Raw genomic sequence first — 19,158 nt, forward strand, 5'->3', positions numbered from 1 at the left:
GCCTTCTTGAGCGCTCAGGCCAGCCGCGCGGCATATTTGCTCCCGCGGTTGGCTTGCGTGCGTCTTATCAGCGGCGCCCTTTGCAGGGGAGGGCTCGGGTATACTCGCGCGTTTTGTGATGCCCTGCTGGCGTCATGGCTGAAATATGCAGCGTCATGCAATGCGTACTTACGATTTGTTTGTGCAGCTTTCGTGGTTCTGAACCAGCCTTGCAGGGATGTTTCGGTGATTTTTGGAGTTTTTATGCTCGAACAGGCTCAACGCGTCCTCAAGGACATCTTCGGCTACGACAGTTTCCGTGGCCGTCAGGGTGCAATCATTGAGCGCGTGGCCAGTGGCGGCGACGCCCTGGTGCTGATGCCTACCGGGGGCGGCAAGTCCTTGTGCTTCCAGGTGCCGGCGCTGCTGCGCGAAGGCCTGGCGGTGGTGGTGTCGCCGCTGATCGCGCTGATGGACGATCAGGTCGCCACCCTCGAAGAGCTGGGCGTCGCCGCGGCGTCGTTGAACTCCACCCTCAGCGCCGAGCAGCAGCGTGATCTTGCTGCACGGATCAAGCGCGGCGAGGTGAAAATGCTCTACCTGGCGCCCGAGCGCCTGGTTCAGCCACGGATGCTGGCCTTCCTGCAAAGCCTCGAAATCGCTCTGTTCGCCATCGACGAAGCGCATTGCGTGTCCCAATGGGGCCACGACTTCCGTCGCGAATACCTGCAACTGGGCCAGTTGGCGGAATTGTTCCCCAACGTCCCGCGCATTGCCCTGACCGCCACCGCCGACAAGCGTACCCGGGAAGAAATCGTCGATCGCCTGCATTTGCAGGATGCCGAGCGTTTCCTGTCGAGTTTCGACCGTCCCAACATTTTTTATCGCATCGTGCCCAAGGAACAGCCGCGCAAGCAGTTGCTGGCGTTCCTCGCCGAGCGGCGCAGCGATGCCGGCATCGTTTATTGCCTGTCGCGCAAAAAGGTCGACGAAGTGGCGGTGTTCCTCAGCGAGCAAGGTTTCCCGGCGCTGCCGTACCACGCCGGTCTGGCCAACGAAACCCGGGCGCATCACCAGAAGCGCTTTCTCAACGAGGAAGGCCTGATCATGGTCGCCACCGTGGCGTTCGGCATGGGCATCGACAAGCCTAACGTGCGTTTTGTGGCTCACCTCGACTTGCCGAAGTCCCTTGAAGCGTATTACCAGGAAACCGGTCGCGGCGGTCGTGACGGTCTGCCGGCGGATGCCTGGATGGCGTACGGCCTGCAAGACGTGGTGATGCTCAAGCAGATGTTGCAGAACTCCGAAGGCGACGAGCGCCACAAGCGTCTGGAGCAGCACAAGCTCGACGCCATGCTCTCGCTCTGTGAGGAAACCCGCTGCCGCCGCCAGACCCTGCTGGCGTACTTCGACGAAGACATGCCCGAGCCCTGCGGCCACTGCGACAACTGTGTCGACGGCGTGCAGACCTGGGACGCCACCGAGCCGGCCCGCCAGGCGCTGTCGGCGATCTACCGCACTGGCCAGCGCTATGGCGTCGGCCATCTGGTGGACGTGTTGCTGGGCAAGGACAACGAAAAGGTCCGCAGTTTCGGCCATCAGCATTTGTCGGTATACGGCGTAGGCAAAGCGCTGGGCGAAAGTGAATGGCGCTCCTTGTTCCGACAACTTGTTGCTCGCGGTCTGGCGGACATCGACCTCGAAGGCTACGGTGGGCTGCGCCTGAGCGATACCTGCCGGCCGCTGCTCAAGGGCGAAGTGACCCTGGAACTGCGCCGCGACCTCAAGCCGCAAACCACCGCTAAAAGCAGCAAGAGCCAGGCGAGCCAACTGGTCCGCTTCGAGGAGCGCGAACAGTGGGAAGCCCTGCGTGCCTTGCGCCGCAAACTGGCCGAAGAACATGGCGTGCCGCCGTATGTCATCTTCCCCGATTCGACGCTGCTGGAAATGCTCCGCAGCCAGCCGACCTCGCTGGCGGAAATGGCCACGGTCAGCGGCGTCGGCGCGCGCAAACTGGAACGTTACGGCGAGGCTTTCCTCGAAGTGCTCGGCGGTCAGGTCGAGGCGCCGAAAGTGGTGGCCGATGTGCGCCACGAGCTGATCACGCTGGCCCGGGCCGGCATGACACCGCTGCAGATCGCCGGTCAGCTGCAATGCTCGGAAAAGAACGTCTACACGATGCTCGCCGAGGCCATCGGCAAGCAGCAGCTGTCACTGGAACAGGCGCTGGACCTGCCCGAAGAGTTGATGGGCGAAGTTCAGGACGCCTTCCTCGACGGCGAAGGCGAGTTGCCGCCGGTGGCGGAGATAGCCGCGTTGTTCGCAGGGCGGGTGCCGGAAGGCGTTTTGTATTGCGTACGTGCCGCGCTGCAGTCGGAATTCGAAATTTGAATGACCTGTCGCGCAGATGTAACGATTCAGTACAGAGCAAACCTTGCCTATAGCCAAAGGTCATGCTTAGCTGACTAATAATTAGTTTTTCTCTATTTCAGTCTAACCATGAGTGTTTTATGCCGTTAACCGATCAACACCGCTTTGGCATGCAACTGGCCCAGATGTCTCGGGGTTGGCGTGCCGAACTGGACCGCCGACTGGCTGGCCTGGGCCTGTCCCAGGCGCGCTGGCTGGTGCTGCTGCACCTTGCGCGTTTCGATGATGCTCCCACCCAGCGTGAACTGGCGCAAAGCGTTGGCGTCGAAGGGCCTACCCTGGCTCGACTGCTCGATAGCCTGGAAAGTCAGGGCCTGGTGCAACGCCAATCGGTGCTGGAAGACCGTCGGGCAAAAAAAATCGTCCTCTGTGCCCCGGCCCGGCCCTTGATCGAACAAATTGAAACCATTGCCACGCAACTGCGTCACGAATTATTCGAAGGCGTCGATGAGGCGGATTTGAAGGTCTGCATGCGTGTCCACGCGCACATCCTGGGCAACCTGGAAAAATCTTGAGGCACAACCACGCGTCGGACTTTTGAGATACCCCGTTGGGCAGACTATAAAGAACTACTAGGCAATATCGTGTTCGTACCGGATGTGCGAATGCATACAGGTTGGTTCTGGTTATCTAAGGGATGCTCATGCTCGAGAGTTGGCACGTTGTATTGCGGTGTTGCACCCGGCTGCTGCTGGTCGGTGGTGCCGTCACTTACTCGGCATTGGCCCCTGCGCTAGGCTTGGGTGAGATCACCCAGCATTCGGCGTTGAATCAGCCATTCAGCGCCGATATCGCCCTGCTGGATGTCGGTGGTCTGGAGGAGGGCGAGCTGTCGGTCAGCCTGGCGACGGCGGAGGAGTTCAGCCGCGCCGGTGTCGAGCGGGTGTTCTTCCTCAATAACCTGAAGTTCACGCCGATCCTGCGGGGCAACCGCAGCCTGATCCGGGTGACGTCCAGTAAACCGGTCAAGGAACCCTTTCTGAATTTTCTGGTGCAGCTCAATCAGCCCAACGGGCGTTTGCTGCGCGAGTACACCGTGCTGATCGATCCGCCGGGTTCACCGGGGATTGTTCCCGTCAACGACGACCCCGCGCCGGGCCCTCAGGATTCCGCGTTCCCGTCCGTTGAACCGGCTGTTGCACCGCCACCTGCGGTGAATAGTTCGGCACCCAAGCCTGATGTCGATAAACCAGCCGCCACGCCGGCGAATGATCCTGTTGCCGAACAACTGGCCACCAGCGTGCTGCAAAACCAGCAGCTGCAAAAGACCATCGATGAACTCAATGCGAAGCTGCAGGCGCAGGACGAGCAGATCGCCGTTCAGAAAAAACAGGTGACTGAGCTGCAAACCCAACTGACGGAAATCAAACAGGCGTCGGCGGCACCTGCCGCACCCGAGGTGCCGGCGCCGGTTCCGGTGGTTGTCGAGACGTCCGAAGCATCCCATTGGCCGTTGATCATCGGGTTGCTGTCGTTGGTGGCCCTGGTGTCGCTCGCAGTGTTCATTCGCCGTCAACGACAGCAGGTTCAGGCCTTACCCGAGCCGCTACCCGTGCAGCCGTCACGTCATGAACCGGTGCTCAACCGCACGGCAGAACCAGCCAGGCCAGCCACCCAGGCGCAATCGGTAGCCGGCTTGGCGGATGAGACTGCCGCAGGCGACGTGCTGGAGGGGGTTGGTATCTACCTCGCCTATGGCCGTTTGTCCGAGGCAGCCGGATTGTTGCGAGAGGCATTGGTCAAGGAGCCCCAGCGCACCGACCTGGCCGTGCAGCTGCTGGAGGTTCTTGGTAAACAGGGTGACGCGCAAGCATATGACGCGCAGGAAAGTAGCTTGCGTGAGGCCGGGTTTGACGCACAGCAACTTCAGGACATCCGCGCCCGCCATCCGAAACTGGTCGGCGCCGCGCCGGTGGTCGCCGCCGTGGCAGTGGCTCCGTCCACGCCTGCAATCCCAGCGGCACCGAGCGATGAATTCCAGTTGAACCTCGACGACCTGTCGATGGATGCGAACTGGGACCTGATCAGCCCCTTCGACAACTCACCGCCCAGCGCCAAACCATCGAATGAGCCATCACCGGCAGACGAGCCCGGGTTCACGTCGAATCTTCATGTGTTGCCCGATGTCTTCGAAATACCCGACGAGCCGACGCTGGATGAGCCCGAGCTTGAATGGGTCGCCGAACCTGACTCGCAATCTCTGGACGAGACCTTTCTCAACGAATTCAGCGATCCCGGCCAGCCGCTGGAGCTTGAACCGCTGAATGCTGAGTTGATGGATCTTGAACCGGCCGAGCCGAGCAGCGCGGGTAAACTCGAACAGGCCCAGACCTGCATTGACGACGGCGACCTGGACAGCGCCATCGAGCTGCTGAACGAGTTGCTCAAGGAAGGCGACGAGCCACTGAAGGAGACGGCCCGAACGCTGTTGGCGGGTATTCGCTGAAGATCAAAAGATCGCAGCCTTTGTGGTTATTATGGCAACCCCTCAGGCAGAGGAGTTTTGCCAATCATGACCGCACGTAAACCGGAAATCGTCATCACCTACTGCACGCAATGCCAATGGCTGTTGCGCGCCGCCTGGCTGGCCCAGGAACTGCTCAGCACCTTCGGCGATGATCTGGGCAAAGTATCCCTGGTGCCCGGTACCGGCGGGGTGTTCCACATTTTCTGTGACGATGTGCAGCTCTGGGAACGCAAGGCCGACGGCGGTTTCCCCGAGGCCAAGGTGCTCAAGCAGCGGGTCCGTGATCAGATCGATCCGGACCGCGACCTGGGCCACAACGACCGCACTCAGTGAGACGGCGCTTGCGCGGCAACGGTCTTGTGGCTTGAACCGCCGGACAACCGGCTGGAGACCACGATGGCCACGATGATCAACGCGCCGCCGATCAGCATGCGCAGCGTCGGGTTTTCATCGAACAACAACCAGGCCAGGGTGATGCCGTAAACCGGCTCCAGGGCAAACACCACTGACGCGGTCCGGGCCTTGATCACCGCCAGGCTGGCGACGAACAGGCTGTGAGCGACGCCGGTGCAGAACACCCCGAGCAGGCCAATCCACAGCCAGTCGATAGCGCGTACTTCGCTCAACTGCGGCATCGCCACCGGCAGCAGGCAGATCGCAACCACTACGTTCTGACACAGCGCCGCCTGCACCGGCGGGATTCGCCCGGAGCTGGCGCGGTTGGTCAGGGACAGCAGGGAGAACAGCAGGCCGGAGGCCACTGCCCACAACAGGCCGGTGGTGGCGCCGCTGGCGAGATCGAAGTCCGGTGTGACCAGTACCAAACCAATGCTGACCAGCACCACCAGCAAGATTTCATTGGCGCGGATGCGCTCGCGGAAAATCAGCCCTTCGAGGATCACGGTAAACGCCGGGAAACTGGCAAAGCCCAGGGTCGCGATCGCCACCCCGGCCACCTTCACCGCAATGAAGAAACTCACCCAGTGCCCGGTCAGCAGCAAGCCGCTGAGCAACAGGCGGCGCCAGTCCACGGCGTCGAGTGCCTGCCAACGGGTATTACTGGCGAACCGGGCGAAAAACGCCAGGGCGAGGACGGCAAACGCGGCACGACCGAACACGATGATCGCCGGTGAGGCGGCGGCAAGTTTGCCGAACACGCCGGTCAGGCCGAACATCAGTGCACCGATATGCAGAGCGCCAAGGGCGGTACGGGGAGTCATTGCAGTCCTTGAATAACGTATCGAATCTGGCCGACAACACCGTCGACCTGTGTAGGAGCAGCCTTCGGCAACTCCTACACAATGAACGATGTGCTTGCGGGTGTCTGTCGCCAGACTCGCGTCATTTGTCGCCAGCCTCGCGGCGCAATTTACCGGGGGAGGCGCCGAACTCACGCAGCACTGCTGCGGCGAATGCGCTCTGGGAGTTGTAGCCGACCCGACAGGCGATCTCGCCAATGGGCAGCGCCGAATCGCGCAACAAGCGCACGGCGATGTGCAGCCGGCGACTGCGGATGTAGTCCATCGGCGTTTGCCCGCATTCCGCCACGAACCGCGCGTGCAAGCGAGCGCTGGACAGGCCGGCAATGCGCGCCAGGTCGGCGACTTGCAGTGGATAGGCCGCGTATTGATCGATGTGAGCGTTGAGCGCCGCATACGGTAGACGCCGACCGCCGACCGTGTCGGGCTTGGCGTTGTTGAGGCTGGCCAGCAGTAACACCGCGCCTTGCTGGGCGATCAGCGGATCGCTGATCGGGCTGCCCGCCAGCCAGCTCACCAATTGGCTTTGCCCGGCGTCCAGCGGCAGACGCCCGGCATTGTCGAGCAAGCGGCGGCTGGCCTCGGCGTGGTCCCCCAGTGACTGAGACACCCACTGATCGCCCGGCACATCCAGCACCAGGCAACGACTGCCGTGGGCGCTGCCGCAGGCATGATGCGCCCCGGACGGCACCACCACGAAACTCCGCTGAACCACCTGACTGCCACGCCCCTCGACCTCGAAATCCAGTGCACCCGACAGCCCGAATACCAGTTGCGCGTGGTCGTGGCTGTGGACGATCAGGTCGTGGGTGTATTGGCGCAGGGTGAGGATCGGTCTCATCGCAGGTCTCGTGGCGATATTGATGAGTGAAGGCGCCAGTCTACACCGAGGCCCTGCGTTCGCGCGTTGTCACAGGACTGACTTGCGATTGTCATGGGCAATTAACCCGACCGGCGCAAGCTTGCCAAAACTTGTCCAGAGGGTTGCCCATGACCAGCGCCGAGCTCGCCAAACCCAGCCGTAAGCAACGTGTGCGGACCTTATGGATTTCCGACGTGCATTTGGGCACACGGGACTGCCAGGCCGAACACCTGTCGCAGTTTCTCAAGGGCTACCATGCCGACAGGATTTACCTGGTCGGTGACATCATCGACGGCTGGAAGCTGCGTAGCGGCATGTATTGGCCCCAGGCGCACACCAACGTGATTCGTCGCCTGCTGACCATGAGCAAGCGCGGCACAGAAGTGATCTACGTCACCGGCAACCATGACGAATTCCTGCGCCGTTATTCGAAACTGATGCTGGGCAATATCCAGCTGGTGGACGAAGCCGTGCACGTGACCGCCGATGGTCGTCATCTGCTGGTGATTCATGGCGATCAGTTCGACGTGATTACTCGCTATCACCGCTGGCTGGCGTTCCTCGGCGACTCGGCCTACGAATTCACCCTGACCCTCAACCGCTGGCTCAACCATTGGCGGGCCCGTTATGGCTACGGCTATTGGTCGTTGTCGGCGTACCTCAAGCACAAGGTCAAGACCGCCGTCAGTTTCATCAGCGATTTTGAGGAAGCCATTGCCCACGAATGCGTCAAACGCGAGTTGCATGGCGTGGTGTGTGGGCACATTCACCATGCCGAAATTCGCAAGGTTGGCGAGGTGGACTACCTCAACTGCGGGGATTGGGTGGAGTCGTGCACGGCGCTGATCGAGCATTGGGACGGCTCGATCGAGTTGTATCGGTTGGCCGATGCCCAAGCGCGGGAGGCAGAGTTGAAGGCAATTAAGGTCGCAGAGCCGGCTTAAAAGCAAAGTCAAAAGATCTTCAGGCCGGCGCTTGTTCTTCCATCGCCGCCTTGTAGATCGAATGCTTCGGCTGCGCAAACAACCGCTCCATCATCGGTTCGAAAAAGCTCAGCGGCAGCGTGTCGTATGCCGGGTCAAACGCCGCCGCGTCGTACCGGGCGCAAAATTCGATGGTCGCCTGATACTGCGGATGAGCGCTGAATTGCTCGCGCAAATGCCGGTCCATGCCCAGGTGATGGAAGAAGTAATAGCCCTGGAAAATCCCGTGTTTCTCCACCATCCACAGGTTCTCGGCACTGACGAACGGCTTGAGGATCGCCGCGGCGATGTCCGGGTGGTTGTAGGACCCCAGTGTGTCGCCGATGTCATGGAGCAAAGCGCAGACCACGTACTCTTCGTCGCGGCCATCGCGCCAGGCGCGGCTGGCGGTTTGCAGCGAGTGGGTCAGGCGATCCACCGGGAATCCGCCGAAATCCCCCTCCAGTAACTTCAAATGCGCCACGATCCTTGTAGGCAATTGCCGGGCATAGGCGCTGAAGTCTGTGGCGATAATCGCCCAGTCTTCCTGCGTGCCGTCCTGCATGTGGGTAAAACGGGCGCGGGCATTCATCGGCTATCCTCTTGTTCTTATCGAAAGGATGTTTGGAGTGTAGGGCTTGGATCCAGAGCGCTGCACTGGCTGCACAGGACGCTTTTGTGGCCAAAGGAGCCTAGAACGGCACGCGACCTACAATCATGTCGCGGTACATGACGAAATCGCCGAGCAGGCTGTAAAGAGGATGCGCAAAGGTTGCAGGACGATTCTTCTCGAAGAAGAAATGCCCGACCCAGGCGAAGCTGTAACCGGCCAGCGGCAGGGCCAGCAACAGCCACCATGCGCCTTTGGCGATGGTCAGCGCCAGAATGAAAATAACCAGCGTGGTGCCGACAAAGTGCAGTCGTCGACAAGTGCTATTGCGGTGTTCGCTGAGGTAATACGGGTAAAACGCAGCGAAGCTGTTGAAACGTTTGATGTTTTCCACGAATGCGATCTCTGTGGTGTGTGTGCAGGCAACAAGTTGCGCTGCGGGTAGCCTATTTAAGTCTAGAGTGATCATAGGCATCAGCCAGTGACAATAGGCGCCACTTTAGTATCCTTCGGCATTGGGTCGTGGCATGCGGCCATCACGTAGTAGACGCCATGAGCGAACGAACGACTTCTGCAAGTTGGGCGATGGGGATTGTCAAAGCACTGGAAATGGACGGCCTGGATTGCCGGGTTTTGTTCAAGCAGCTAGGGCTCGACTATGCGGCACTGGATGATCCGGATGCGCGCTTCCCGCAAGATTCCATGACGCGGCTCTGGCAGCGCGCGGTCGAGTTGTCCGGCAACCCGGCGATCGGCTTGAACATGGGCAAGGTGGTGCGACCGGCGTCCCTGCACGTTGCCGGTTATGCCTTGATGTCCAGTCGAACCCTGGCCGAAGGCTTTCAACGTCTGGTGCGTTATCAGCGAATCATCGCCGAAAGTGCCGATCTGAGTTTTCGCATACTGGACGAGGGTTATGCGCTGATTCTGACGGTGCATGGCGACCACTTGCCGCCGACCCGACAAAGCGCCGAAGCATCGATGGCCTGTGCCCTGGCGTTTTGCGGCTGGTTGACCGGGCGCACGCTGTGTCCGCGCAAAGTGCTGCTGCTGGGCGATCAGCCCGCCGACCTCGAACCGTATAAGCAAGCCTTCCACGCGCCGATAATGTTCAATGCGCCCTATGACGCCTTGATTTTCGAGCGCGCTGACCTGGAGGCGCCGTTGCCCACCGCCAACGAGGCCATGGCGCTGCTGCACGATCGCTTTGCCGGTGAATACCTGGCGCGGTTTTCCGAGAGCCGCGTGACCCACAATGCGCGGCAGGTGTTGTGCCGCTTGCTGCCCCAGGGCGAACCCAAGCGCGATGCGGTAGCGCAGGCGCTGCACCTGTCGCAACGCACCTTGCAGCGACGCTTGCAGGAAGAGGGCACGAGTTTTCAGACGTTGCTGGATGACACGCGGCGTGAACTGGCCGAGCAATACCTGGCGCGACCGAGCATGACGCTGCTGGAAATTGCCTACCTGCTGGGGTTTGCCGATCCGAGCAACTTCTTCCGCGCTTTCCGACGTTGGTTCGATTCCACCCCCGGCGAATACCGGGCGCGGCTGACGGAAGCGCTCAAGCCGGTCAGTGACGCCAGAACGCAGGGATACACAGAACAAACACCGTAATGATCTCCAGCCGACCCAACAGCATGCCGAACGAGAGAATCCACTTCGCAGCATCCGGCAGGCTGGCGAAGTTACCCGCCGGGCCAATGGTTTCGCCCAACCCCGGGCCGACGCCGGACACCGTGCTGGCCGCGCCGGTCAGGGCGGTCATCCAGTCCACGCCGAGCAGCGACAGCAGTAGAGCGATCACGCAAATGGTGATGGCGAAAAAGAACGAAAAGGTCAGGATCGAACGTACGATTTCTTCGTCGAGACGGTGGCCGTTGTACTTCTGCTTGATCACCGCGCGCGGGTGAATCAACTGGTTAAGGTTGGCCTTGAGCAGAATGTAGGCCACCTGGAAGCGGAAAATCTTGATCCCGCCAGCGGTCGAACCCGAGCAGCCGCCAACAAACCCCAGGTAAAAGAACAGCATCAGCGAGAAGTTGCCCCAGAGGCTGTAGTCCCCCAGTGCAAAACCTGTCGTCGTCACCACCGAAGTGACGTTCAGCGCCACATGCCGCAAGGCGTCCAGCCAGTGCAACTGGGTGGTCCACCAGTACCAGGTGCCGAGCACCAGCCAGGTCACCAGCAACATGCCGAGCAAGCCTTGCACCTGTTCATCCTTGATCAGCGCCCGACGGTTACCGCGTAACGTGGCGACATACAAGGTGAACGGCAAGGCGCCGAGAATCATGATGACGATCGCGACCCAATGCACCGCAGGCTCCGGCCATTTGGCCAAAGACTGGTCGGAGGTGGAAAAACCGCCGGTGGAAATCGCCGACATCGCGTGGTTGATCGCATCGAACGGGCTCATCCCGGCCCACCAGAACGCCAGGCTGCCGAAAATGGTGATGCCGACGTAGGTCGCAACGATCAAACGCGCCACCATGTGTGAACGGGGCATGACTTTTTCGGAACGGTCTGACGACTCGGTCTGAAACAGCCGCATGCCACCGATGCGCAGCAATGGCAGAATCGCGACCGCCATGCCGATAAAGCCGATCCCGCCGATCCAGTGCAGCAAGGAGCGCCATATCAGGATGCCGGGGGACATGGTGTCCAGGCCCGTGAGCACCGTCGAGCCGGTGGCGGTGATGCCGGACATGCTTTCGAAGAATGCGTCGGTGTAGCTGATGTTCTGGGTCAGCAGGAACGGCAGGGCGGCGAAGACGCACACCACCAGCCAGCTGCTGACGGTCAGCAGGTACATGTCTCGCGGGCGCAGGTGGATGTGTTCGGGGCGCCCCGGAATCACCAGGGCCAGGCCGGCGACAAAGGTAATCATACTGGCCCAGAGAAACGATGGCAGGTCGCTGGTGTGCTCGAAGATCACCAGGGTGGCCATGGGCACGACCATGGAAATGGCCAGCGTGATCAGGAAGATGCCGATGATGAAACCAATGATCCGTAAGGTCGGCAACGCCATGAAGTCCGCTCGGGCTGAAGTAGGGAAGGGCGCCATTCTACCTGCGAGGCAGGGCATGTAAACCGACAGCCCTGCGCCGGATACCGCTAGAATAGGCAGACATTTTTTTCAGGAGGTGGCCGATGCAGGCTCTCGACGCTTTGCTCAACCGTGTTTCCGTTCCACGACTGCTCGATCCGGCGCCCACTGCCGAGCAACGCGAAGTGCTGTTTGCCGCCGCGATGCGTGCGCCAGACCACGGCCATTTGCAGCCTTGGCGCTTCCTGACAGTCGAAGGCGCGGCGCGCGAGCAAATGGGCGAGTTGCTGGCCGAAGCGGCGAAACTGCAAGACAGCGAGGTATCAGAAGCAGCGCTGGACAAGGCCCGTAATGGCCCGCTGCGTGCACCGCTGGTGGTTGTGGTGATCGCGCGTTTGCAGGATCACGTCAAATACCCGAAATCCGAACAATTGTTGGCGGCAGGCTGCGCGGCTCACGGGATTTTGCTGGCCGCTTACGCGCAAGGCATTGGCGCCGTGTGGCGCACCGGTGAGCTGGCCTATTCGCCGCATGTAGCCAAGGGGTTGGGTTTGGCCGAAGGGGAAGAGGTGATTGCGTTCCTTTATCTCGGTACGCCGCAGAAAGAACCGCGTGTGGCGGAGAAGGTTGATCTGGCCGAGTTTGTCAGCGCCTGGCCGGGTAAGGCCTGAAGATCAAAAGATCGCAGTCTCGTTGCACTCGACAGTTCCTACAGAAGTACACATAACCCTGTAGGAGCTGTGTAGGAGCTGTCGAGTGAAACGAGGCTGCGATCTTCTTGCATCACCCCCGATTTACGGTTGAACCACCGCCCCCGGCACCAACGGCAATTCCAGACTGGCAATAAACCCACCCCCTGGGTGATTGGCCAGCACCAGACTGCCGCCATGGCGCTCTGCCGCGCGGCGCGCAATGGCCAGCCCCAGGCCATGCCCGGCCGTTGTCTGCCCCGGTGCCCGATAGAACGGTTCACCCAGCTGATTCAAATGTTCGGCCTCTACGCCAGGGCCATGATCGCGCACGCTGACCACAATCCTCTCGCCCTGACGCGACGCCTGCATTTCGATCGGTTGCCCGACCGGGTTAAAGCGTTGGGCATTGCGCAGCAGGTTGTCCACGGCCCGCTCGATCATGGTCGGCCAACCTCTGATGTTCAGTTGCGGCTCGGCCTCAAGGCGCACGTTCTGCTCCGGCGAACTTAGCTGAGCATCCTTTTGCAGGGTATTGAGCAGTGCATTGAGATCCACCTCTTCGGCACTGGCGTTGTCGGCATCGACCCGCGCCAACACCAGGATTTCGCTGATCAGTGCTTCCAGTCGATCACATTCACGGGTCAGACGCGGCCAGAGTTTTTCCCGCTCCTGGGGATTGGCCCGCTCGGCCAGTGCCAGCGCAATGCGCAGTCGGGCCAAAGGTGAACGCAATTCGTGGGACACATCGCGCAGCAATTGCCGCTGACTGCCGATCAGGCTTTGCAGGCGCGCGCCCATGCGATTGAAGTCGTTGGCCAGCACACCGAATTCATCGCGGCGGTTAGCCAGTTGCGCCAGGCTGTTTTGCTGATACGTCGTCTGCCCCAACTCATGCACTGCGCCACGTAAACGGCTCAGCGGTCGGGTGATGGAAAAGGTCACCAGCAGGCTGAACAGGGTCAGTACCACCAGGGCGATACCCAGCGCACTCAACGGCCAGAGCAGGCTTTCCCGGTGCCAGGCGTCCAGTTCCGGGTGTGGAATGCGGTAGATCAGCAGGTAGGTGTCGCCCGTCTTGGCGCTGGTGTATTCATCGGTCAGGCGTCGCCACGGCAGGCGCCGATCATCGTTTTGCTGCCGTGCTTCGAAGGCGGCTGCACGCCGAGGGAAGGTGCCGCGTACCACTGGGTCTCCTGCCTCGTTGAGCACCTGAACGTCGATGTGATATTGGCGCTTGCGCTGCTCCAGCATGTCCTGGGCGGCTTCCTCGCCCTGGCTTTCGTAAGTTTGCGTCCACTGTTCGGCCAGGGTGTTGAGGCCCGGGTGGCGACTGAGAATCCACGCGTCCTGGTTGAGCATGTGTCCCAGCAAAATGGAAAGCCCTGCAACCAGAGCGATGGCCAGCCAGAAGCTGGCCAGGATACGCCAGAACAATGAGCGCACAGAAAATCCTCGAACAAGCTCAAATCAATGTGTGGCGAGGGGGCTTGTCGGAACGCCGCATCGCCCCGTTCGGCTGCGAAGCAGTCGTAAGCCCGTTACATACGGTTTAACTTTGAAATGCCGGGGCCGCTTCGCGCCCCAACGGGAGCAAGCTCCCTCGCCACAACGAACTGAGTGGCATCAGACCCAACGGTGATTAGCCGTTGGGTCCGGGGTTAACGCATTATTGCGCCTTTTGCGCTTGCTGCGCTTTCCAGGCCTTGAACTCGGCCCATTCGGCGCGACGCTCAGCTTGTTTCTTCTGGATCTCGTCGAATTGCTTCTGTTGATCCGGTTTCAGCAGGGCGCGAACGTCGGCTTCGGCTTTCTTGTGCTTGGCCTCCATCTCGTCTTTCAGGGCTTTCTGGTCGGCTGGCGAGAGTTTTTCCAGGTACTTGTCGACCAGTTGCTGACGCTCGTGCATCTGCTCGCCCATGATTTTGCGGATCTGCTCGCGCTGTTCGCGGCTCAGGTCCAGTTGGCTGTAAGGGCCTCTACCGTGCATGCCGTGCATCTGACCGCCGTGGCGTGAGCCGTCCATGTGATCACCCATCGGGCCTGTGCCTTCAGGCATGGCCATGGCAACGGTCGGCAGGGCGGCAGCAAACATCAGAGCGATAAGAGTCTTGCGCATGGTGTATCTCCTTGTCTCGTTCCCGGTACGTTCCGGATGTGTGCAGATTACGCAGATCAAGGTCAACGGCGGTCAGCGGAGCGTAAAGCTTGGGTAAAGACGGTTTTCTACCTTCCTGACAAAATTCCAGATGCGGGCACCAAGCTGTGGCGAGGGAGCAAACTCCCTCGCCACAGCTTGCTTTTGTTCGGTTCTTTCTTGGTTCTTACAGGCTGTAGTAGTAACCGCGACTGCGCAGGGCCACGATGCGCGGGCGGCCGTCGGGGTGTGGGCCGATTTTTTTGCGCAGGTTGCTGACGTGCATGTCCAGGCTGCGGTCGTACAGGGTCAGTTTGCGACCGAGGGCGATTTGCGCCAGTTCCTGTTTATCCAGCGGTTCGCCGGGCTGCTTGAGCAGGGCTTCGAGCAGGCGGCTTTCGGAAACGGTGAGGGTGAATTCCTGTTCATCGATGCTGACCACCCCGCGCACCGGGCTGAAGCACAGGTCGCCCAGCTCGAGCTGGCTGGAGACCGCCGTCGGATGACTGCGGCGCAACACCGCGCGCAGGCGGGCGGTCAGTTCCCGTGGGTCGCACGGCTTGGCCAGGTAATCGTCGGCGCCCAGTTCCAGGCCGAGGATGCGGTCCAGCGGTTCGCCACGGGCCGAGAGCATAAGCACCGGCAAATCCGGATGGTCGCTGCGCAGTTGCTTGAGCAATTCCAGGCCGCTACCGTCCGGCAGCATCACGTCCAGCACCACGGCTGCCGGAGACGTTTCGGCCAACGCGCGACGGGCGCTCTGGCCATCGTGGCAGGCGCGAACCTGAAAGCCTTCCTGGCTCAGCCAACTGCTCAGGAGCTCACACAGCTCCTGATCATCATCAATTAGTAACAGCTCGCTCATGACTCTCTCAATTTAGCCATTGCCTACGTTTTCTGGTGGCACCACTGGCGAAGATACCGCAGAGCAGGGCCAATAGCGCTACTGCCGCCCCAATAACGAACCACTGCTGCTGATCTGTCAGCAGGCGCGGTAGCGGGCTGCTGGCCAGGGTTTCCTTGAGTTGCAGCTTCAGGCGCTGATTCTCCTGGCGCAACCGGCTCAGCTGGGCGCTTTCGCGTTCACCATCGGTGGTTTGCAATTGTTTGCTCAGTGTTTCTCGTTGCTGCTCGCTTTCTTTCAAGCGCTGCTGCAATTCGGTGATCTGGCTACCGGCGCTCAAGGATAGCGGCGTCGAATTACCGCCATTGGCGCTTTCTTCACCATGGGCGGGCGCCATGATCGACAACGTCACCAACATCAGACACAACGGACCTTTGCGCATCGCAACTCCTGATTCCAATACGAGTATTGGGCAGGTTGTCGGCCGGTAAACGAGAATAATGAGCGATTGAACGTGCGATGAATCGATAAGATTCACCGCACGCGAGAACTTTACGGCAGGACTTGCTTGAATGGCTTGACCAGAACATTGGCGTAGACGCCTGCGGCAACGTACGGATCGGCGTCGGCCCAGGCCTTGGCGGCGCTCAGGGACTCGAATTCGGCGACGATCAGGCTGCCGGTGAAACCGGCCGCGCCCGGATCATTGCTGTCGACCGCCGGGTGGGGGCCGGCCAATACGATACGGCCTTCGCCCTTGAGCACTTGCAGACGCTCAAGGTGCGCAGGCCGTGCGGCCAGTCGGGCTTCCAGGGAGTTGGCGACGTCTGTGGCAATGATTGCGTAAAGCATGTCAGTCCTCGGTTTTTGGCGTTGTGGTGTCGGCGTCGTGCAGGTGGCGGGACAGGTAGATGCCCTGGCCGACCAGGAACAGCAAAGTCATGCCCAGGCTGCCGAAGACCTTGAAGTCTACCCAGTAGCTCTGGAACGTGAACGCGACGAACAGGTTGGCGGCACCGCAAAACAGGAAAAAACCGATCCAGGCGATGTTCAAGCGGGTCCAGATTGGCTCCGGCAGGGTCAGCGCGTGGCCCATGATGCGTTTGATCAGCAGTTGGTCACCGACGAAATGGCTGCCGATGAACGCTAGGGCGAACAGCCAGTTGACCACCGGGGCTTTCCATTTCAGGAAGGTTTCGCTGTGGAACGCCAGGGTCAGGCTGCCGAAGACCAGGCAGGCAATGAGGGTCAGCCACTGGCTCTTCTCCAGCTTGCGCTGCTTGATGTACAGCGTGCCGTAGACCACCAGGGAGCTGATGATCAGCATCGCGGTGGCGCTGTAAATACCACCGACGGACAGTTGATGACCGCCAATGTCGACGACCCGCGGGTCGATTTTGAAGACGATGAAAAACAGCAGAAGCGGGATGAAGTCGATGAATTGTTTCACAGTGGCAGCCAGAAGCAGGATGTGGCGGCATAATAACAAACATATTGACGCGCGATAGCGTCAGCTGATTTGAGGTTACATAGTCCTGTGAATGTTGATTTGCACTGCCATAGCACGGCCTCCGATGGCGCCCTGGCGCCTGCGGCACTGGTTGCGCGTGCGTTCGAGAAAGGCGTGCGAGTCCTGGCCTTGACTGATCACGACACCCTTGAAGGCCTCGACGAGGCCCGTAGCGCCGCGACGGCGCTGGGGATGCAACTGGTCAACGGCGTCGAATTGTCCTGCACCTGGGGCGGGGCGACCATTCATGTGCTGGGCTACGGTTTCGACGTCAATGCCGCGCCATTGGTCGAGGCCATCGCCAAATTGCACGATGGCCGCTGGCTACGGTCCGAAGAAATAAGCCGCAAGTTGGCGTTGAAAGGCATGCCGGGGGCGCTTGACGGCGCCCGCGCCATTCAGCAGGAACTGGGCGACAGCGGCAACGCGCCGGCCCGTCCGCACTTCGCCGACTGGATGGTGCGCGAAGGTTTCGTCAAGGATCGCGCCGAAGCGTTCCGCAAATGGCTGGGCGCCGGCAAGCTGGGAGACGTCAAGCTGCACTGGCCGACCCTCGAAGACACCGTCGAGACCCTGCGCGCCGCGGGTGCCTGGGTCAGCCTGGCGCACCCTTGGCACTACGATTTCACTCGTAGCAAGCGTCGCCGCCTGATTTCTGACTATATTCAAGCCGGGGGCCACGCGATTGAAGTGGTCAATGGCCATCAGCCCGCCGAGCAAGTGGGCAGCCTGGCGATTCTTGCCCGTGAGTTTGGTCTGCTGGTCAGCGCCGGCAGTGATTTTCATGGCCCTGGAGGCTGGTCCGAGATCGGTGAATACCGCCCGCTCCCGGAGGATCTGCCACCACTGTGGTGTCGATTCAAACATGACCCAATTATTGCCGCCGTCTGAACAGGTAGAGAATGTGAGTCAATTTTTCCAGATTCATCCGGAAAACCCGCAAGCGCGCCTGATCAAACAGGCTGTCGAGATCATCCGCAACGGCGGGGTGGTGATTTATCCCACAGACTCTTCCTACGCCATTGGTTGCCAGATCGGTGACAAGACCGCCGTGGAGCGTGTGCGTCGGTTGCGTCAGCTGGATGAGAAGCACAACTTCGCGCTGATCTGCAGCGACCTGTCGCAGCTTGGGCTGTTCGCCAAGATCGACACCGGTACTTTCCGTCTGCTCAAGGCCCACTTGCCGGGGCCTTACACCTTCATTCTCAACGCCACTCGCGAAGTTCCGCGGCTGTTGCTGCACCCGAAAAAACGCACCATCGGCCTGCGCGTGCCGAGCCATCCGATTGCGTTGGCGCTGCTGGAAGAACTCGGCGAACCGCTGATGAGTGTGACCCTGATCATGCCCGGCGACACTGACCCGCTGACCGATCCCTACGAAATGCGCCAGTTGCTGGAGCATCAGGTGGACCTGATCATCGACGGCGGTTTTGGCGGGATCAAGGCATCCACCGTGATCAACCTCGCCGACGGCGAGCCGGAAGTCATCCGTGTCGGTTGCGGCGACCCTACGCCATTCATGGCCGAGGCGTAGATGTCTGCAGTAGAACCAGAACCCGTCGACAGCCAGGCCGGCGCCCAGCAAGAACTGCCTTTCGCCATGGTCTATGGCCAGGCGGTCATGGAAATGCCGCTGGACCTGTACATCCCGCCGGATGCGCTCGAGGTCTTTCTGGAAGCCTTCGAAGGCCCGCTCGACCTGCTCCTGTACCTGATCCGCAAGCAGAACATCAACATCCTCGACATCCCGGTGGCGGAAATCACCCGCCAGTACATGGGCTATGTCGAGTTGATGCAGTCGGTGCGCCTGGAACTGGCCGCCGAGTACCTGGTGATGGCCGCGATGCTCGCCGAGATCAAGTCGCGGATGTTGCTGCCGCGGGCCGAAACCATTGAAGACGAGGAAGACGACCCTCGCGCCGAACTGATCCGCCGCTTGCAGGAGTACGAACGCTTCAAGGCCGCCGCCGAAGGCATCGATGGGCTGAGCCGCGTCGGCCGCGATGTCGTGGTGCCCAAGCTCGACGCGCCGGAAGCCCGGGCGCGCAAGCTGCTGCCGGACGTGAGTCTGGAAGAGTTGCTGATGTCCATGGCCGAGGTCTTGCGCCGGGGTGACATGTTCGAAAGCCACCAGGTCAGCCGCGAGGCACTGTCCACCCGCGAGCGCATGAGCGATGTGCTGGAGCGGCTCAAGGGCGGCGGTTTCGTGCCCTTTGTCGAGCTGTTCACCGCTGAAGAAGGGCGCCTGGGAGTGGTGGTGACCTTTATGGCGATCCTCGAACTGGTCAAGGAATCCTTGGTCGAGCTGGTGCAGAATGAGCCGTTCGCGGCGATACATGTGCGAGCCCGAGCCGAATAACGAGTTG

21 protein-coding genes are annotated in these 19,158 nt (G+C 60.8%); 10 read left to right on the forward strand and 11 right to left on the reverse strand.

Annotation, left to right across the window (positions count from 1 at the left end):
• Positions 1 to 243: 243 nt before the first annotated feature.
• The 4 genes from recQ (at position 244) to PSH69_RS07620 (ending at position 5,209) form a co-directional block, all read left to right on the forward strand.
• Complete coding sequence (recQ, locus tag PSH69_RS07605; protein ID WP_028939960.1) at positions 244 to 2,370, forward strand: DNA helicase RecQ; 2,127 nt, start codon at positions 244 to 246, stop codon at positions 2,368 to 2,370.
• Positions 2,371 to 2,489: 119 nt separating this feature from the next.
• Positions 2,490 to 2,924, forward strand: coding sequence for a MarR family transcriptional regulator (locus tag PSH69_RS07610; RefSeq protein ID WP_018929920.1), 435 nt, complete (start codon positions 2,490 to 2,492; stop codon positions 2,922 to 2,924).
• Between the two features lie 128 nt (positions 2,925 to 3,052).
• Positions 3,053 to 4,855 (forward strand): FimV/HubP family polar landmark protein, encoded by a 1,803-nt coding sequence (locus PSH69_RS07615; protein WP_305411571.1) that lies wholly within the window; start codon positions 3,053 to 3,055, stop codon positions 4,853 to 4,855.
• A gap of 66 nt (positions 4,856 to 4,921) precedes the next feature.
• Complete coding sequence (locus PSH69_RS07620) at positions 4,922 to 5,209, forward strand: SelT/SelW/SelH family protein (protein ID WP_007895010.1); 288 nt, start codon at positions 4,922 to 4,924, stop codon at positions 5,207 to 5,209.
• Here the strand turns inward: PSH69_RS07620 and PSH69_RS07625 are convergent.
• A complete protein-coding gene (locus PSH69_RS07625; RefSeq protein WP_018929922.1) occupies positions 5,203 to 6,096 on the reverse strand; it encodes a DMT family transporter in 894 nt (297 codons plus the stop codon). The two genes, PSH69_RS07620 and PSH69_RS07625, sit on opposite strands and share 7 nt — an antisense overlap.
• 121 nt (positions 6,097 to 6,217) lie before the next feature.
• Positions 6,218 to 6,976 carry an AraC family transcriptional regulator gene (locus PSH69_RS07630; protein ID WP_305411572.1) on the reverse strand — a complete coding sequence of 253 codons (759 nt, stop codon included), beginning with the start codon at positions 6,974 to 6,976 and terminating at the stop codon, positions 6,218 to 6,220.
• 149 nt (positions 6,977 to 7,125) lie between these two features.
• Between PSH69_RS07630 and PSH69_RS07635 the strand changes: the two genes are divergently transcribed.
• Positions 7,126 to 7,941: a UDP-2,3-diacylglucosamine diphosphatase gene (locus PSH69_RS07635; RefSeq protein WP_018929924.1), complete on the forward strand. Its 816-nt coding sequence runs from the start codon at positions 7,126 to 7,128 to the stop codon at positions 7,939 to 7,941.
• A gap of 19 nt (positions 7,942 to 7,960) precedes the next feature.
• On the opposite strand, the gene PSH69_RS07640 is transcribed toward PSH69_RS07635, so the two are convergent.
• Both PSH69_RS07640 and PSH69_RS07645 read right to left on the reverse strand, forming a co-directional pair.
• Positions 7,961 to 8,551 (reverse strand): HD domain-containing protein, encoded by a 591-nt coding sequence (locus tag PSH69_RS07640; protein WP_086946377.1) that lies wholly within the window; start codon positions 8,549 to 8,551, stop codon positions 7,961 to 7,963.
• Between the two features lie 100 nt (positions 8,552 to 8,651).
• Complete coding sequence (locus tag PSH69_RS07645; RefSeq protein ID WP_305411573.1) at positions 8,652 to 8,963, reverse strand: Mpo1-like protein; 312 nt, start codon at positions 8,961 to 8,963, stop codon at positions 8,652 to 8,654.
• Positions 8,964 to 9,121: 158 nt separating this feature from the next.
• On the opposite strand from PSH69_RS07645, the gene PSH69_RS07650 reads away from it, so the two are divergent.
• Positions 9,122 to 10,183: an AraC family transcriptional regulator gene (locus tag PSH69_RS07650; RefSeq protein WP_305411574.1), complete on the forward strand. Its 1,062-nt coding sequence runs from the start codon at positions 9,122 to 9,124 to the stop codon at positions 10,181 to 10,183.
• Here the strand turns inward: PSH69_RS07650 and PSH69_RS07655 are convergent.
• Positions 10,140 to 11,594, reverse strand: a complete 1,455-nt coding sequence (locus PSH69_RS07655) for a TrkH family potassium uptake protein (protein WP_305411575.1) — start codon at positions 11,592 to 11,594, stop codon at positions 10,140 to 10,142. The two genes, PSH69_RS07650 and PSH69_RS07655, sit on opposite strands and share 44 nt — an antisense overlap.
• A 122-nt stretch (positions 11,595 to 11,716) precedes the next feature.
• On the opposite strand from PSH69_RS07655, the gene PSH69_RS07660 reads away from it, so the two are divergent.
• Positions 11,717 to 12,283: an NAD(P)H nitroreductase gene (locus PSH69_RS07660; RefSeq protein WP_019579531.1), complete on the forward strand. Its 567-nt coding sequence runs from the start codon at positions 11,717 to 11,719 to the stop codon at positions 12,281 to 12,283.
• Between the two features lie 123 nt (positions 12,284 to 12,406).
• Here the strand turns inward: PSH69_RS07660 and PSH69_RS07665 are convergent, their stop codons facing one another.
• The 6 genes from PSH69_RS07665 to PSH69_RS07690 all read right to left on the reverse strand — a co-directional run bounded on the left by PSH69_RS07665 (position 12,407) and on the right by PSH69_RS07690 (position 16,732).
• The gene (locus tag PSH69_RS07665; protein WP_305411576.1) at positions 12,407 to 13,747 is read right to left on the reverse strand and encodes a cell wall metabolism sensor histidine kinase WalK; all 1,341 of its coding nucleotides are present in this window, start codon (positions 13,745 to 13,747) and stop codon (positions 12,407 to 12,409) included.
• Between the two features lie 223 nt (positions 13,748 to 13,970).
• Positions 13,971 to 14,420, reverse strand: a complete 450-nt coding sequence (locus tag PSH69_RS07670; RefSeq protein ID WP_111454417.1) for a Spy/CpxP family protein refolding chaperone — start codon at positions 14,418 to 14,420, stop codon at positions 13,971 to 13,973.
• Between the two features lie 205 nt (positions 14,421 to 14,625).
• Positions 14,626 to 15,303, reverse strand: a complete 678-nt coding sequence (locus PSH69_RS07675; RefSeq protein ID WP_008010984.1) for a response regulator transcription factor — start codon at positions 15,301 to 15,303, stop codon at positions 14,626 to 14,628.
• A gap of 7 nt (positions 15,304 to 15,310) precedes the next feature.
• Positions 15,311 to 15,724 carry a hypothetical protein gene (locus PSH69_RS07680; RefSeq protein ID WP_064619574.1) on the reverse strand — a complete coding sequence of 138 codons (414 nt, stop codon included), beginning with the start codon at positions 15,722 to 15,724 and terminating at the stop codon, positions 15,311 to 15,313.
• Between the two features lie 110 nt (positions 15,725 to 15,834).
• Positions 15,835 to 16,134, reverse strand: a complete 300-nt coding sequence (locus PSH69_RS07685) for a YciI family protein (RefSeq protein WP_019579534.1) — start codon at positions 16,132 to 16,134, stop codon at positions 15,835 to 15,837.
• 1 nt (position 16,135) lies between these two features.
• Complete coding sequence (locus tag PSH69_RS07690) at positions 16,136 to 16,732, reverse strand: septation protein A (protein ID WP_064619571.1); 597 nt, start codon at positions 16,730 to 16,732, stop codon at positions 16,136 to 16,138.
• 87 nt (positions 16,733 to 16,819) lie between these two features.
• Here PSH69_RS07690 and PSH69_RS07695 point away from each other — a divergent pair, with 87 nt between their 5' ends.
• The 3 genes from PSH69_RS07695 to PSH69_RS07705 all read left to right on the forward strand — a co-directional run bounded on the left by PSH69_RS07695 (position 16,820) and on the right by PSH69_RS07705 (position 19,151).
• Positions 16,820 to 17,683: a PHP domain-containing protein gene (locus PSH69_RS07695; RefSeq protein WP_018929935.1), complete on the forward strand. Its 864-nt coding sequence runs from the start codon at positions 16,820 to 16,822 to the stop codon at positions 17,681 to 17,683.
• A gap of 13 nt (positions 17,684 to 17,696) precedes the next feature.
• A complete protein-coding gene (locus PSH69_RS07700) occupies positions 17,697 to 18,326 on the forward strand; it encodes an L-threonylcarbamoyladenylate synthase (RefSeq protein ID WP_007938530.1) in 630 nt (209 codons plus the stop codon).
• 66 nt (positions 18,327 to 18,392) lie between these two features.
• Positions 18,393 to 19,151, forward strand: coding sequence for a ScpA family protein (locus PSH69_RS07705; protein WP_253548957.1), 759 nt, complete (start codon positions 18,393 to 18,395; stop codon positions 19,149 to 19,151).
• Positions 19,152 to 19,158 lie beyond the last annotated feature (7 nt).

Source organism: Pseudomonas sp. FP1740, assembly GCF_030687165.1.
In the GTDB taxonomy this organism is placed as follows: Bacteria; Pseudomonadota; Gammaproteobacteria; order Pseudomonadales; family Pseudomonadaceae; genus Aquipseudomonas.